10 protein-coding genes are annotated in these 15,940 nt (G+C 42.6%); 6 read left to right on the top strand and 4 right to left on the bottom strand.

All coding sequences use genetic code 11. From position 1 onward, the window contains the following. Positions 1 to 39: 39 nt before the first annotated feature. Positions 40 to 1,308: an MFS transporter gene (locus ACZ43M_RS12495; RefSeq protein ID WP_464507731.1), complete on the bottom strand. Its 1,269-nt coding sequence runs from the start codon at positions 1,306 to 1,308 to the stop codon at positions 40 to 42. A 350-nt stretch (positions 1,309 to 1,658) separates the two neighbouring features. Further along, positions 1,659 to 2,717 carry an LLM class flavin-dependent oxidoreductase gene (locus tag ACZ43M_RS12490; RefSeq protein ID WP_464507730.1) on the bottom strand — a complete coding sequence of 353 codons (1,059 nt, stop codon included), beginning with the start codon at positions 2,715 to 2,717 and terminating at the stop codon, positions 1,659 to 1,661. A 160-nt stretch (positions 2,718 to 2,877) separates the two neighbouring features. Between ACZ43M_RS12490 and ACZ43M_RS12485 the strand changes: the two genes are divergently transcribed. Together ACZ43M_RS12485 and ACZ43M_RS12480 are read left to right on the top strand one after the other, a co-directional pair. Continuing rightward, complete coding sequence (locus ACZ43M_RS12485) at positions 2,878 to 4,290, top strand: glycoside hydrolase family 18 protein (RefSeq protein WP_464507729.1); 1,413 nt, start codon at positions 2,878 to 2,880, stop codon at positions 4,288 to 4,290. A 359-nt stretch (positions 4,291 to 4,649) separates the two neighbouring features. Beyond that, on the top strand, positions 4,650 to 6,320 hold the full coding sequence (locus ACZ43M_RS12480; RefSeq protein WP_464507728.1) for a transposase: 1,671 nt from the start codon (positions 4,650 to 4,652) through the stop codon (positions 6,318 to 6,320). A 443-nt stretch (positions 6,321 to 6,763) separates the two neighbouring features. On the opposite strand, the gene ACZ43M_RS12475 is transcribed toward ACZ43M_RS12480, so the two are convergent. Further along, positions 6,764 to 7,903 carry a hypothetical protein gene (locus ACZ43M_RS12475; protein ID WP_464507727.1) on the bottom strand — a complete coding sequence of 380 codons (1,140 nt, stop codon included), beginning with the start codon at positions 7,901 to 7,903 and terminating at the stop codon, positions 6,764 to 6,766. Between the two features lie 124 nt (positions 7,904 to 8,027). Further along, positions 8,028 to 11,114, bottom strand: a complete 3,087-nt coding sequence (locus ACZ43M_RS12470) for an efflux RND transporter permease subunit (RefSeq protein WP_464507726.1) — start codon at positions 11,112 to 11,114, stop codon at positions 8,028 to 8,030. A 97-nt stretch (positions 11,115 to 11,211) separates the two neighbouring features. On the opposite strand from ACZ43M_RS12470, the gene ACZ43M_RS12465 reads away from it, so the two are divergent. The 4 genes from ACZ43M_RS12465 (at position 11,212) to ACZ43M_RS12450 (ending at position 15,892) form a co-directional block, all read left to right on the top strand. Further along, a complete protein-coding gene (locus ACZ43M_RS12465) occupies positions 11,212 to 12,054 on the top strand; it encodes a TetR/AcrR family transcriptional regulator (RefSeq protein WP_464507725.1) in 843 nt (280 codons plus the stop codon). A gap of 203 nt (positions 12,055 to 12,257) precedes the next feature. Then, positions 12,258 to 12,989 (top strand): GntR family transcriptional regulator, encoded by a 732-nt coding sequence (locus ACZ43M_RS12460; RefSeq protein WP_464507724.1) that lies wholly within the window; start codon positions 12,258 to 12,260, stop codon positions 12,987 to 12,989. Continuing rightward, positions 12,982 to 14,517 (top strand): gluconokinase, encoded by a 1,536-nt coding sequence (gntK, locus tag ACZ43M_RS12455; protein ID WP_464507723.1) that lies wholly within the window; start codon positions 12,982 to 12,984, stop codon positions 14,515 to 14,517. The genes ACZ43M_RS12460 and gntK overlap by 8 nt, the downstream gene beginning before the upstream one ends. A 28-nt stretch (positions 14,518 to 14,545) precedes the next feature. Beyond that, entirely contained in the window at positions 14,546 to 15,892 is a 1,347-nt protein-coding gene (locus ACZ43M_RS12450; RefSeq protein ID WP_464507722.1) for a GntP family permease, read from the top strand. Positions 15,893 to 15,940: the final 48 nt, after the last annotated feature.

Genomic DNA, 15,940 nt, shown 5'->3' with positions numbered 1-15,940 from the left:
CTTTTTCCCATAAAAAAGAAGCAGAGAATCCTCTGCTTCCTAAGCCGATATTTCCGTTACCGTACTGGTTTCTTTTTGTTTTTCCCTGATTAAGATACCGCCAATCAGGCCAATCATGGTGAAGGTGATTGGAATAAACAACCCGTAGTAGTAGGCGATGTTGCTTGATTCAAGCTGGAAATGGTCGATTACTTTTCCAAAAAAGTAGGGCAATAGGACGGCGCTTAAAAATCCACCGGTATTGGCGAATCCTGAAACCACACCGACTTCTTTCATTGGAAAGGACTTCCGGACGACGGCAAATGTTAAGGAGCTTGCTCCATTCCCGAAACCAATGATGAAAAATAGTACCAATAGCAAATAGAATGGCGGCTTACCATCAAACAATAGAAATACAGCCCAGCTTATAAAGACGATGATATGAGCCAAAACATAAGGCTTTTTAATAGTACCAAGCCGGCTTGAAATCCATCCTGTTAACGGGGCACCGACAAGGGCACCAAACAGGCCGAACATGATTAATTGACTGGCAGCCGAACGAGACATTTCATACACATGCATACCGTAAGGAACTGCCCAAGACCCGATGAAGCCCACATAAGTTCCTACCAGGCCAAAGTGACATAAAAATGCCGCCCATGCCTGCCGGGTAGAAAAGATCCTTCGTAATAACGGAACCACTTTTTCGTGACTTCTCTTTTTCTTCCCTATACCTTTGTCTTTTTTGAATAATTGATTCGATTTTTTTTCAAGCACAAAATATAGCAAACACCCTAACGCGCACAGCAGCAGTCCGGTAATAAAAAATGGAGGTCTCCACCCGGACACTGCAATCCATGAGGCATATGGAACAGTCGCCATCAGGAACCCAAAGCTGCCGGCCATTCCGGCAAAGCCGAGCAATCGCACAAATTCCTGTGCCCTAAACCATTGGCTTAAGATCAGCACCAAGTTAACCCAGATCGTGGCATCACCCATTCCTACCAGCAATCTGGCGAGAATAAGCACGGATTCGTGATGCGCCAGACTATAAATAACTGTTCCCAAGCCATTGAGGATGGTCCCGATAATTAAGAAAAAGTTCGGCCCATATCGGTCTGACAAAATGCCGATTGGTATTTGCAATCCCGCATAAGCCAGAAACTGAATGCTTGCCAATAATCCGATTGTTGAAGCGGTAATATTGAAATCCTTCATTAATTGATCGGTGATTAGACCCGGTGCAGTCCGTTGACTGACGATTAAAAAATAAGAAAATAAGACGGCGGCAAACACAACCCACCGATACTTGCTGCTTTGTTTCTCCAATGCTCTCTTCCCCTATTCGTTGCTAATCTAAATTTCAATTATACTCCTATTTTTCACAAATGGATTTATTTTTTGGATTGGAGGCGTTTCCAATTTTACTGAAAAAGAAAAAGGCCTTCTACCATAAGAAAGCCTTGGGTAGTGATTATTTAAAAGATGGATGTTTTCGATGAGGTCTTCTTCTTGAAACGGTTTCTCTCCTTGCTTGAAAAATGGTGGTTACTGCCCCAAAAGCCATAAATCCAAGCCCGACGGCAACATGCTGCTTTTGTTAAATAATAAACGGAACATCTCCCGCGTCCGAAAAAAAACGGTCTGGCACTCACCTGCCAGACCGTTTACTACTTCATTTAGTTTTGATTTTGCTCCGCTTCCCACTTTGCTACTTCCTCACGAACACGCGGTGCGACCTCTTTACCTAACAGTTCAATCGATTTCATAACATCCTCATGCGGCATGGTTCCGACAGGGCAATGCAGCATAAAGCGAGTGATGCCAACATTTTTGCGGAGTTGAATAATCTTGGCAGCAACTGTTTCCGGATCCCCTACGTACAACGCTCCTTCAAAGCTGCGGGCAGCATTGAAGCTGGAAATGTCATAATGGCCCCAGCCCCGCTCCCGGCCAAGGACGTTCATTGCTTGTTGAGTGGATGGGAAAAACTTTTCAACTGCTTCTTCAGTAGTTTCTGCTATAAAACCGTGTGAATGTGATGCTACCGGCAACTTCGAACCATCATGACCTGCCCGTTCCGCAGCTCGCTTATACAACTGAACAAGCGGTGCGAATTGTACCGGTCTCCCGCCAATAATCGCTAATACCAATGGCAGGCCCAGCAGTCCAGCACGAACACAAGATTGCGTATTTCCGCCGCTGCCAATCCAGACAGGAAGCGGGTCCTGCACAGGTCTTGGATAAACACCACGATTATAAATGGCCGGGCGATATTTTCCAGTCCAATTCACGATCTCAGAATCACGAATTTTTAACAGCAGCTCTAATTTTTCATCAAAAAGCTCATCATAGTCCTTTAAATCATACCCAAACAGCGGGAACGATTCGATAAATGAACCACGTCCTGCCATAATCTCAGCCCGTCCGTTAGAAATGGCGTCAAGGGTGGCAAAATCCTGATACACCCGAACCGGGTCTGCAGATGAAAGAACAGTCACCGCGCTTGTTAAACGAATCCGTTTTGTTTGCGATGCCGCAGCGGCAAGGACAATGGCTGGTGAAGATGCCGCATAATCTTTGCGATGGTGCTCACCGACTCCAAAGATATCGAGCCCAACCTGGTCGGCAAGAACTATTTCTTCTACCACCTCCCGCAAGCGCTGGGCGTGACTGATGACCTCACCGGTCCTAGGGTCTGGTGTTGTTTCAACAAAGGTACTGATTCCTATTTCCACAAATAGATCCTCCAAAATAGCCATTATTTTTAAAATGAATATCTTTATTTTGAGATATTACTAGAATAATTTCAAGTTTATTACCTTGAATTACGATTGAACACTTTTTCAACGGTATCATATAGTACATTAATGAAAACGCCTATCTGGAGGTACCCCCATGTTAATACATGTTATCAGCCGCGGCGAGACGCTTTGGCAAATCGCCAACAAATACGCTGTACCGATGAATTCCATCATACAAATAAATGAACTACCAGACGCAAATAAGTTATTGGTTGGCCAGGCGTTGGTGATTCCAAAGTCCGGTACAACCCATATAGTGAAATATGGTGAAACGCTTTGGTCGATTGCCCAGCGATATGGCGTCAGTATTCAGTCTATCGTTCAGGCTAACCAGCTAACCAACCCGAATGTTTTGTATCCTGGAATGACCTTGTTTATCCCGGCCATTACCCACACCGTCCAGCCTGGAGAAGCATTGTGGCAAATTGCGAGCCGATATGGAACTACCGTCCAAGCCATTATTAACGAAAATCAGATTCAAAACCCAAATTTAATTTATCCAGGATTAAAGCTAGTGATTCCTAGAGCTAAACCAACTATCGAAGTAAATGCCTATTCCTATCAAGCCCCTGAAGCAGCAGCCCAATCCATAAATGAACTTGGGCCATTACTCACCTATTTTAGTCCATTTGCCTACCTGATTGCCGGGGATGGTTCATTGCAGCCGGCAAAGGACGAAGCCTCGGTCCGGGCAGCGTTAGCCAACAATGTTGTCCCGATGATGTCTGTGACCAACTTTACCTCCTCTCAAGCGGGCTCAAATGTCGCCCATACGATACTAGCTACACCGGATATTCGTGAAAAGGTACTGTCGAACATAATTCAAGTAATGGACAGTAAAGGGTACAAGGGATTAAATATTGATTTTGAAAACGTGTTGCCGGCGGACCGCGAGTTATATAATCAATTTTTACAAATGGCGGTCGACCGACTCCATCCTAAGGGATATTTTGTCTCGACAGCCTTAGCACCAAAGGTCGGAGCCACACAAGCTGGCCTATTGTATGAAGCGCATGATTATGAGGCACATGGAAGAATTGCCGATTTTGTGGTGCTGATGACCTATGAATGGGGCTACCGGCTTGGGCCGCCGCAAGCGATTTCGCCCATCAATGAAATGAAACGAGTTGTGGATTATGCGCTTACCGTCATGCCGGCCGAAAAAATTTTTCTAGGCTTCCAAATATACGCGCGAGATTGGAAAATTCCGCATGTCAAAGGACAAGAAGCAGAGACATTCAGCCCGCAGGAAGCGATCAGAAGGGCCGTTAAATATGGAGCGGATATTCAATATAACACTACGGCCCAATCCCCATTTTTCCGCTACGTTGATGAGAACGGCCAGGGTCATGAGGTGTGGTTTGAAGACGCCAGAAGTGCACAGGCCAAGTTCGATATGGTGAAAAACTATAACTTGAGGGGTGTCAGCTACTGGGCATTGGGCTACCCGTACCCGCAAAACTGGGCATTGTTGAGGGATAATTTCAATATAAAAAAACTAATGTAAACCAATAGCTGTCAATATACGTTTTGTTAGAATCGTATATTGCAGCTTTTTCTATTTAATTTAATCTGTTAGTAATGAATCTTTGGAGGAAATGATGAAATGAATCATAGGTTGGGAGATTTTCATTGGGTCTTGCCAAGTTCCATGGAATCTGCAGGAACGAATTTGATTGAGTGCTAAACAATGCTCGTAAAAAAGTACCCGTAACCAACTGAAGAAAATAACCGGAGTTTTGAGACCGTCGATTAACTCACGACAAACACCTTTTTCACATACTTTTCTAAATTCTATTATTTTATTATCATCCACTCCATATATACGATAAAATTAAGATATATCTTATGTATGGAGTGATTGTGATGGCGTACATTCAATATAAAACATTTGGCCAGTTAACCTTATCAGATTATGAAGTCTTCGCTTCAGTTCCTCCCCATCCTTTCTGGAGCCGAGTGGAACAAGTGGTTGACTTTTCCTTTGCAGATGAACTCTGTGCGCCCTTATATTCCTCAAATGGGCAACGTCCTTTTGCCCCTTCATTAAAATTAAAGATTCATTTTGCTCAACGCTATCACAATTACTCTGATCGTGAAATGGAAGAGGCCATCCTTTATCGTATGGATTTAAAACGTTTTTTCGGAGTACCTGTAGCTTTTAACGGATTCGATCATAGTACCTTGGGGCTCGACCGAGACCGCATGGGTTCTGACCTTTTTGATGCGTGCCATCATCATATTCTTTCCCAGGCTTTGGCGAAAGGGCTATGGGGGAAAGAAGATGACCGTTGGCTTATCGATTCTTTTCATACCTACGCCAACATTGCCAAGGTGGGGGCATACCGTTTAATCCAGCAAGGGATCCTTCAACTTATCCAACACATCAAACGTACATATCCGAAGTTATATACCCATCTTTTACAGGACTGTCCCCTCAAAAGCTTCCTGAAACGGCTATCAGATCGAACAACTGAAAAGGATCGATTGGTATTATTTAGCCGCCTGGCGGTGGAAGCCTACAGCCTATTACATTGGCTAGAAAGTGAAAGGGTACACCCCTTATTTTGGACATGGAAAAAAGCGGAGCAGCAGCTTCGTTGTTTGGAGCTTCAAGCGACCCTCTATCAAATTTTACAAGAGAACACGAAACCGATGGTTTCAAATAAACCTGAAGGTACTGGACAGGAACCACTCCACTACCAAGAATTATCGAAAAAAGAAAAACCACAAGACCGTATCCGAAGTGCCTATGATCCAGAAATCCGGAGTGGACACAAAACGAAATCAAAGAAGTTTACCGGAGATAAAATCCAAGTCTTGGAGTCAAGGGAGCACGGATTAATCTTAAATGCGGAACCCATTCCAGGCAACGAATGGGATGGGGACCGTCTTGTCCCGATGGTGGAGGAAATGATTAATCGCCATGGTGTGGCACCGAAACATGTCATCGGTGACACGGCTTATGGTACAGGTGAAAATCGCCAGAAAATAACAGAGATGCAGATCTTACTGAGCGCCCCCATACAAAGAAGTACAAATCCAACGGGATTGTTGGAAAACGATTGGTTTGTCTATGACACTGAATTGGATGAAGTCACTTGTCCGCTGGGGAACTCGACTTCTAAAAAAGTACGAAATAACAAGGCGCAAGGGTATCAATTTAAATTCGGAGAAACGTGTAAAGCCTGCCCGTTGTTTGAACAATGTACGACGAATAAAGACGGCCGGTCTATCTTTATCAGTGATTATTATGAACTCATGGAACAAGCGAAGTCCTTTAACCAAACCGAAGCTGGAAACCATGCATTAAGGGCCAGGTATGATGTGGAAAGGACGAATCATGAAGCTGCCAACCATCATGGACTCAGGAAGCCAAGAACACGAGGAAGGGAACCATTAAGGATTGCGTCCAAATTGACGGCCATGGTCATCAATTTAAAAATTATGGTAAAGAAATTAGCCGAACCCATCAAGCCCTTTTACCGTTACAAAAAATGCGAAAATCGGGTGATGGCCCCCGTCTGCCCAAATTAGGGAAATTAGGAAAAACAGAAGGCCTTGGAACGCGAAAAGACCAAAAAAATCATGAAAGATTGTGAAAAAACTCAATAAAATTCACAAAGTATGTGAAATAGGGCTTAGAAGGCGACTAAACTACAACTTAATCGACGGTCTCGTTTTTCCGGTTAATTGCAGAATGGCACTTGTTTCGAGGGATATAAGGGAAGGTTTTCCGCTTAAGCAAAGGAAAATCCTTCATTTTCACGGTTTTTGCTTAAATAGACGGAATCCCTCCGTCTATTCAAGCAATTTTTTATTCTATTTGCTAATTAGGCGGAATTTTTCCGTCTATTTATTGGAGCATGGTCCGAAAAACTTGAAATATCATCATAAAAAAGCAAAGAGCGTTGCTTTGCTTTTTTTAATAGTTGCTGGTACCTCGAAAAAGAACGGCTTAGGCAGCCCCATTCCTTTTTCTATTGGATTCTTTTAGCCAATTGCTCCATCGCGACATTTTTTGTGGCATTTGGTGACAGTTCGTCCAGATAGAGAAGTTCTCCATATAATTTCTCGACTGCCCCCAGCGTGACTGTGGTATTCCCGTATTCAAACAGCGGGCTCGTTTCCGGTGCTGGAATATGATTCGAGAGGCCGACTGCATGCAGGAGTTCATGAAGAATCACGCCGTTCCGAATCTCTCTCGTGATAAAACTATCGGTACCAATCAGTGTCAATGTTTCCATCTTCCCATATACGGGGGAAATTCTAATCGGCATTTCGACCCCTAATAGATTTTCTTGCATAATGTTATATTCTTTAAAATTAGCCGTCGGCATAAACTCCATCTTGATACTTCGTTCGAATTCTGGATGCTTTGAAAGATGATCGACGATTTTTAGTTCATAAGGGAAAAAGGTTTTAATCTCTGTAATCGCCTTTTCAACCATATTCACATCATCCTGGTTATACTCACCGCTAAGTTGAATCGCCACTTTATCTGTAAACTTATTGAGCTTCTCGACATCTTCTCTAAAATAATAGTCCAAAAATTGTTGGACATTACTTTGAGTAAAAGTTCGTTTGTCTATGAAAAAAGAAATCTCTTTCGCTGAACTCAAGCCATTTGGTTTGCTGGCAGTAATCGTTAATTTATGATCACCTGGCTCTTCAATTGGCTGATCCAGCGAAACCTCAGCACCATCCAATTTGGATATATAGGTGACCTGTTCTTCCTTATCAATGGTAAAATTCGCTTGTTTAAAATAGACTTTTTTAACTCCCTCTTTAAGACGAGGTTGGAGCGGCGGCTTATCATCGACCGAAAATTCATAGGAAACCTGTTTCTTTTTCCAAAGCAGGGTTGCCTGACCCGTTAGGATATAGGTGCCATTCTTATCCACCTTGTAGTTTGGCGATATTTCCGTGCCGTTTAAAGTAATCGAGGAGCTGCCGAAATGATCCTCCAGTTGAATGACAGGGTGAGCAGCATATACTTTTCCGTTTTCAATTCCGCTTAGTTTTATCGAGGGCTCAACAAAAATAGTAAAGTAGACCAATAACGTAAGGACTGCTCCAGCTAGTAAACTTAAAAGCACCATAAACGAACGGCTTGCCATCCAGGACCACCACACTTCCTAACAATTACCTCTCTAAATAATTCTATAAAAAAGACGTTTTCCCTTCTATATAACGAAAAAAGACCTATCCACATGATAGCGGACAGGTCTTTCTTCTTAAAAATTAGTCTTCGATAATCTCTCTGCGGTTTTTCTTAAAGAGTTTCGATAATACTTCATAGACAATTGGAACGATAAACAATGTTAACAACGTCGAGCTGGTCAAGCCGCCGATAACGGTAATCGCCAAGCCTTTGGAGATTAAGCCTCCGCCGCCTTCGCCTAGCGCTAACGGAATTAACGCACCTACAGTGGCGATCGCAGTCATTAGAATCGGACGGAGACGAGTCGATCCTGCTTCGAGCACGGCCTCACGCATGACCAGTCCGTCACGTTCCATATGAATAATCCGGTCGACAAGCACGATAGCGTTCGTGACGACAATACCGATTAACATTAACAGACCCATCATGACTGGTACGGAAATGGTTTCGCCGGCCAAATATAAGCCGACAAATGAACCAATAACGGCGAACGGCAGCGAGAACAGAATCGCGAATGGCGCTACCCCTTCACGGAAGGTGACTACCAGGATAAAGTAAACAATCGCGATTGCTGCCGCCATGGCAACACCAAGCTGGGTGAAGGTTTCGTTCATATCTGCCTGAACACCAGCCACGCTGACCGTCACACCTTTAGGGAAATCCATTTTATCGATTTGTTCCCCAACTTTAGAAGTCACTTTTGAAATATCTTTGCTTGTGATTTTTCCTGAGACGGTCGCATAGTACTCACCCTTACTGCGCGCCAACGTATTCATTGTTGTCCCTTTCTTCACTTGCACAAGTTCAGAAAGCGGCATCGTTGTGCCAAGGGCTGTCGGCACTTGTTTTGCCAGCATCTCGTCAATCGATTTTGGCTGGGTAGTCTGCGGCTGCTGGACGATGACATCAAGAGAATCGCCGTCTTTTTCCACCGTAGTCAGAACATCTTTTGTTCGATCCTGACCAAGCAACATCAATAGCTGGCCGGTTGTTAAACCATATTGCAGCAAGCTCGGCTGGTCGACACGGAAGGTGTATTCGACATATGCTTCCTCGGCACTGGAAGAAACATCTTTGATATTTTTATTTTTATTCATCAGGTCTTCCACTTTTTGAACGGATTGATGCAGCTTCGTTAAATCTTCACTGTAAAAAGTGTAGCTGATTTCATCAGAAGCCCCACCTCCCATGGAAGAGAAGTTCTGGCTCTTCCACTTGCCGGATTGATCAAGGTTCGTTACATATTTTTCAATATCCGCCCTCACCTCAGGAAAGTTTTCCATGTCAGGGTCAAATATTAAGTACATTAACGCCCCGTTGGAACTGCCGCCCATCATCATTGTCTGCATGTCAGCTTCTTCTGTAACGGAAATTTGGACGATATCGATATCATCGCGTTTTAGCATTTTGTCTTCGACAGCTTTTACATTTTCCAATGTTTCCTCGTGAAGTTCACCCGCTTTTGGTGTGTAGGTCAAGTACATGACCTTATCTTCTTCACTGCCTAGGAAACTAAAACCGATTAACGGTGTTAAAGCTAAACTTCCAGCTAATAATACGATTGCCAGAATAGCAGAAATCACTTTATGGTTAAGGGATTTTTCTAGGAAAAACTTATACCATTTCGAAAGTTCGCCAGCTTCTTTATGACGTTTCGTTGTCTTCTCACCATATAATTTTTTCCGGAATAAGAAGTGCGAAAGCGCCGGAACAATCGTAATCGCCACCAGCAAGGATGCTCCGAGGGCAAAAGCCATCGTCAATCCGAATGGTGCAAACAATTCGCCTACCATACCCCCGACAAAGATTAACGGAGCAAACACCGCAACCGTAACCAGCGTGGAGGACATGATCGGTTTGAACATCTCGATCGTTGCTTCACGAATCAGGGCACGGCCGGTTAACTTTTCGTCCTTTAAATGCAGGCGGCGATAGATGTTTTCCACGACAACAATCGAGTCATCGATAACACGGCCGATGGCAACCGTTACCGCACCTAGCGTCATAATGTTTAAGGTAATATCCATCCAGTGCAATAACAGGAAAGCCATAAACACAGAAACTGGAATGGAAATGATTGAGATAATCGTTGATTTGAAATCACGCAGGAACAGCAGGATGATGAGTACGGCGATCAGGCCGCCAAATACCGCTTTTTCCACCATCGTTGACACTGATTCCTGAATTGGTTTCCCTTGGTCAAGGGAGACATCGATTTTCAGACCATCATATTTTTTCTTTTCTTCTTTGATTAATTTCTTCACTTTATTGACAACATCCACTGTGTTGGCCTGCTGTCCTTTGACAATTTGAATCGCAATCGCATCTTTCCCATTAGTGCGGGAAACCGATTGAACTTTACCAATTGTTTCGATTTTGGCAATATCACTGATTTTTACAAACGGTGACGGATTCGCTGCTGACGGAGTGACTGGAATGAGCATATTCTTTAGTTCATCCACACTCATAAACTTGCCGTCGATTGAAACAGCCTGTTCCCCTTCATTAAACTCATAAAGACCAAGGGAAACACCCAAGTTGCTTGCTTGAATCATTTCTTTGACTTTGTCTTCTGTTAAACCAAATTGTTCCATTTTGGCTTTGTCATACGTAAGGTCCACTTCTTCGATATGCTGACCGGTAATGGTAGCCGATGCAACACCCTCGATTTTTTGGATTTTTGGAACAAGGCTTTCCTCCACCGTTGAGGTTAATTCCACAATATCTTCTTTGGAGCTGCTGACACTGAGCGCCATGATCGGCATCATGTTCATGCTGATGGCGGTTGTTGTCGGCTTTTCGGCCCCTTCAGGCAATTTCAATGAATCCAACGTTGATTTAAGTTCACGTTTCGCTTCATCCATATCGATTCCATATTCGTATTCCACTTGAATACTTGCCATGTTGGAATAGGAATTCGAGTAAACCGCCTTGACGTGGTCAAGGTTCTCTGCCGCTTTTTCAATTGGCATTGACACTTCATTCATGACTTTTTCGGGAGTGGCCCCTGGATAGACATCCATGACCATTAAGTATGGGATTGAGATATTCGGAATCGTCTCCATATTCATTCGGGTACCCGAGTAAATGCCGGACGCAGTAATGATAATGGTCAGTAGCCAAACTGCCAGTTTGTTTCCGATCACAAAATTTACTAAACCTTTCACTGTTACACCTGCCCTAAATTGACTTAATGAACTCAATTCCTTATAATAATGACCAATGAGTCATTTGTCAATCAAAGACTATGGGAGAGACATGTAGATGGTAAAAAAACATTTAATTATGGAAAAAGCATTGGAGCTTTTTGCGGAGCAAGGTTTTGAGGCCACATCTGTACAGCAAATAACGGAGCGTTGCGGAATTTCTAAGGGTGCCTTTTACCTGTCATTCAAATCGAAGGATGAATTGATTATTGCTATTATTGACCAGTTTATGATGCAAATAATCGCTGATATTGACTACATGGTCAGTAACAAAGAAGAAGAACATTTATTATACGAATTTTATTATGCCCTTTACAAATCTTTTCACGACCGTTCCGATTTTGCCAAAGTTTTAATGAAGGAACAGTCGCAAACTTTAAATAAAGAACTATTTTCCAAAATGCAATATTATGATAAATTGCTCGAAAATAGCATTTTGTTGATGATCAACCGATTATACGGCGATAGGATAAAAGACTTCCGATATGATTTGATGTACAGCATTAAGGGCTTTATGAATTCCTATTCCCACCTATTCGTTTTCTATAACATTGAATTAGATATAGTACTGCTTGCCCAATCACTTGCTGAAAAAACCAACCTGCTGGCCCATCACACCACCGTTCCATTTGTCTCGGAGGAGATTCACAATATGATGCTGCCAATTAATGAAGAAATTTCTAAAGATAAGCTTTTCGCGGTCCTTGAGCAAAAAATAAATGAACTCGAAGAACCTATTGAAAAAGAGTCTCTTATCCTCCTACAACAGCAGCTGGATAAACCGACCTTCAGCCCAGCCATTGTTAAGGGGCTTCTTGAAAACATCCGCAATCATCATAACTGTAAGTGGGTTTCTTTTCTGCTTCGAAGATATTTTTCAAACGCTGGGGCGGCCTTATAGTAAGATTGACCGTCCCTGCCTCTTGAGCATCCCCCCTGCGAACCTAGTCCCTCCAACATCAACTGTTGTACTACCAATCACCCCCAAATTAAAACCCTAAAATTCCCATAACATTATTCTTTAAAAAAACGTTTACATTATGAATTCCCTTTACTATAATACTTGTATACAAGTATAGTTGTTTAATTATGCGAGGTGTAAAAATGGTTAAATCGTTTGAAAAGCTTTATCCAGAAAAATGGTTGTCGAAGGCTTCAACCGGTGACCGGGTTGCATATGAGCTAAGAATGCGAATTATTTCTGGGATGATTGAAAGCGGTACCACCCTATCAGAGAACAAATTGGCTGAGGATTTTGCTGTTAGTCGGTCACCTATACGTGATGCGCTAAAGATATTGGCATCGGAAAACCTCATTCATTTGGAAAGAATGGGCGCAGTTGTCCTAGGGTTGACGGATAAAGAAATTGACGAAATTTATGATGTCCGCCTGCTCATCGAAACATTCGTGTTCGAACGGCTAGTAAAAAAGGACGTCGATTCACTGGTAATGGAATTGAGCAAAATTTTGGAAATGATGAAGGTTGCCATCAAATATTCAGATGCCGATGAATTTTCCTATCAGGACATTCTTTTTCATGAGACGATTATTCGGGCAGCTAATCATTCGTACATTCTGATGATTTGGGAGAATTTAAAACCCGTCATGGAAAGCTTCATTTTATTATCCATGCGTGCCCGATTTAAGGAAAAGTACAATGATTTTCCGAGGATTGTCAACAATCATGAGCTTTATATTGAAGCAATCAGGACAAAAGACCGTTCGCTTATGGTTAAATCTTTGCATCAGAATTTTGATGATGTCCAAGGAAAAGTAGATGACCTTTGGAGGTCCCAACAAATGCTTATTGAAGGAGCAGATCCAAAAAATGACTAATTATATGTTAGGAGTAGACATCGGTACCACAAGTACAAAAGCCGTTTTATTCTCTAAAAAAGGTGAAGTCATTCAACAAGAGAATATTGGTTACCCGCTATACACTCCTGATATCTCAACCGCAGAACAAAACCCGGAGGAAATATTTCAGGCAGTCTTGAAAGCGATTTCGAATATAACAATGAAACATCCCGATAAAAAGATCATGCTGATTTCCTTCAGCAGTGCGATGCATAGCGTCATTGCCATGGACGAAAATGACACTCCGCTGACATCTTGTATCACATGGGCAGATAACCGCAGTGAGGCATATGCCCATAAAATTAAGGAAGAGCTTAACGGACATGAGGTCTACAGACGGACAGGTACACCGATTCATCCTATGTCACCATTAAGTAAAATTACCTGGATTGTGAATGAGCTGCCCGAAATTGCTGGTAAAGCAAAAAAATATATCGGGATAAAAGAATTCATTTTTAACAAGTTCTATGGCAAATATGTTGTCGACTACTCCCTTGCCTCAGCCATGGGGATGATGAACCTTAAGGCATTGGATTGGGATGAGGAGGCATTACGTATTGCCGGAATCACACGGGAACAATTATCCGAACTTGTCCCGACTACTAAAACTTTTAAGGGCTGTAATCCGGAACTAGCCAAACAAATTGGAATTGAACCGCAAACGCCATTTGTCATTGGAGCGAGTGATGGCGTGCTATCCAATCTAGGTGTTAACGCAATAAAAAAAGGCGAGGTTGCTATCACCATTGGGACAAGCGGTGCGATTCGAACGATTATTGACGAGCCCAAGACAGACGAAAAAGGAAGAATTTTTTGTTATGCCTTAACCGAAAAACACTGGGTGATCGGAGGACCTGTAAACAATGGCGGGATTGTACTTCGCTGGATTCGTGATGAATTTGCCTCTTCAGAAATTGAAACGGCAAAGAGACTCGGAATCGATCCTTACGAAGTCTTGACCAAAATAGCTGAAAGGGTCAGACCAGGAAGTGATGGGCTGTTATTCCATCCTTTTCTTGCCGGTGAGCGGGCGCCATTATGGAATCCGGATGTACGCGGTTCCTTCTTCGGCTTGACTTTATCCCATAAAAAGGAACATATGATTCGTGCAGCACTCGAGGGTGTTATCTATAACTTATACACCGTATTCCTAGCCTTAACCGAATGCATGGATGGCCCAGTTACCAGAATTCAGGCAACAGGCGGCTTTGCAAGATCAGACGTTTGGCGGCAAATGATGGCCGACATCTTCGATTCAGAACTGGTTGTACCTGAGAGCTTTGAAAGCTCCTGCTTAGGAGCATGTATATTGGGACTATATGCCTTGGGAGAAATTGATTCGTTTGATGTAGTTTCTGAAATGGTCGGAAGCACTCACAAACACACACCAAAAGGAGAAGCAGTTCAAGAGTACAGGAAGTTATTGCCGATTTTTATCCACTTATCGCGAGTACTTGAGGAAGATTACCAGCGTATTGCCCAGTATCAAAGAAGTTTACTAAAATAAAACATTTAAACAACAGGAGGAATACATCATGCCTTTAGTGATTGTAGCCATCGGAATTATCGCATTATTAATTTTAATCATGGGCTTAAAATTAAACACCTTTATTTCTTTAATCATTACATCTTTTGGAGTCGCATTAGCCCTTGGAATGCCATTGGAAGAAATCGTAAAGACCATTGAAGCAGGTTTGGGAGGAACACTTGGTCACTTGGCTTTAATCTTCGGCCTTGGAGCGATGTTGGGTAAATTAATCGCCGATTCCGGCGGTGCGCAGCGGATTGCGATGACCCTTGTCAACAAATTCGGTGAAAAAAATATTCAATGGGCAGTTGTGGCCGCGTCCTTCATTATCGGTATTGCCCTATTTTTTGAAGTAGGATTAGTATTATTAATTCCAATCGTATTTGCTATTTCAAAAGAGTTAAAGATTTCTATTCTGTATCTTGGTATTCCTATGACTGCGGCACTATCTGTTACACACGGGTTCTTGCCGCCACATCCAGGACCAACTGTTATTGCTGGTGAGTATGGTGCAAATATTGGTGAAGTTTTACTTTATGGATTTATTATTGCACTACCGACTGTCCTATTGGCTGGACCCATTTTTACTAAGATTGCTAAAAGACTAGTACCTGAATCTTTCAACAAAACCGGTAACATCGCTTCTTTAGGTGAACAAAAAGTATTTAAAATGGAAGAAACACCTGGTTTTGGCATCAGTGTATTTACTGCTATTCTTCCGGTTATTCTAATGTCGATTGCAACCATTATTACGTTACTGCAAAAAACTTTGGGATTTGAAGACAACGCTTTCTTGGCCATTATCCGTTTTATCGGAGATGCAGGAACATCCATGTTGATTTCTTTATTGGTGGCTATTTATACCATGGGAATCGCAAGAAAAATTCCAATCAAAAATGTCATGGATTCATGTACCACTGCTATTACTCATATCGGCATGATGCTTTTGATTATTGGCGGCGGCGGTGCCTTCAAGCAAGTATTGATTAACGGCGGCGTAGGTGACTATGTAGCGGAATTGTTTAAAGGATCTGCCATGTCTCCAATCCTGCTAGCCTGGATTATTGCAGCAATCTTACGTATTTCCTTGGGTTCTGCTACTGTTGCAGCCTTAACCACTGCAGGATTGGTCATCCCGATGCTGGGTCAAACAGACGCAAACCTTGCCTTGGTGGTTCTTGCAACTGGTGCAGGCAGCTTAATCGCTTCACACGTAAACGATGCAGGTTTCTGGATGTTCAAAGAATACTTTGGCTTAAGCATGAAAGAAACCTTTGCAACATGGACATTGCTTGAAACGATTATCTCAGTAGCTGGATTAGGATTTATCTTATTACTAAGCTTAGTTGTGTAATGTATGAGGCATTTGTAAATAGAATTTTAAAATGATGATTATTCCGGG

It is taken from the genome of Neobacillus sp. B24 (genome assembly GCF_055381825.1).
Note: the sequence above shows the minus strand (reverse complement) of the source record. Positions and strands in the feature narration are given on the sequence as shown.

What these genes read in the sequence shown, in the direction of transcription:
- ACZ43M_RS12480 (WP_464507728.1), top strand. Translation starts at nt 4,650, where the DNA reads ATGGCGTACATTCAATATAAAACATTTGGCCAGTTAACCTTATCAGAT.
- ACZ43M_RS12465 (WP_464507725.1), top strand. Translation starts at nt 11,212, where the DNA reads ATGGTAAAAAAACATTTAATTATGGAAAAAGCATTGGAGCTTTTTGCG.
- ACZ43M_RS12460 (WP_464507724.1), top strand. Translation starts at nt 12,258, where the DNA reads ATGGTTAAATCGTTTGAAAAGCTTTATCCAGAAAAATGGTTGTCGAAG.
- ACZ43M_RS12450 (WP_464507722.1), top strand. Translation starts at nt 14,546, where the DNA reads ATGCCTTTAGTGATTGTAGCCATCGGAATTATCGCATTATTAATTTTA.
- ACZ43M_RS12485 (WP_464507729.1), top strand. Translation starts at nt 2,878, where the DNA reads ATGTTAATACATGTTATCAGCCGCGGCGAGACGCTTTGGCAAATCGCC.
- ACZ43M_RS12475 (WP_464507727.1), bottom strand. Translation starts at nt 7,903, where the DNA reads ATGGCAAGCCGTTCGTTTATGGTGCTTTTAAGTTTACTAGCTGGAGCA.
- gntK (WP_464507723.1), top strand. Translation starts at nt 12,982, where the DNA reads ATGACTAATTATATGTTAGGAGTAGACATCGGTACCACAAGTACAAAA.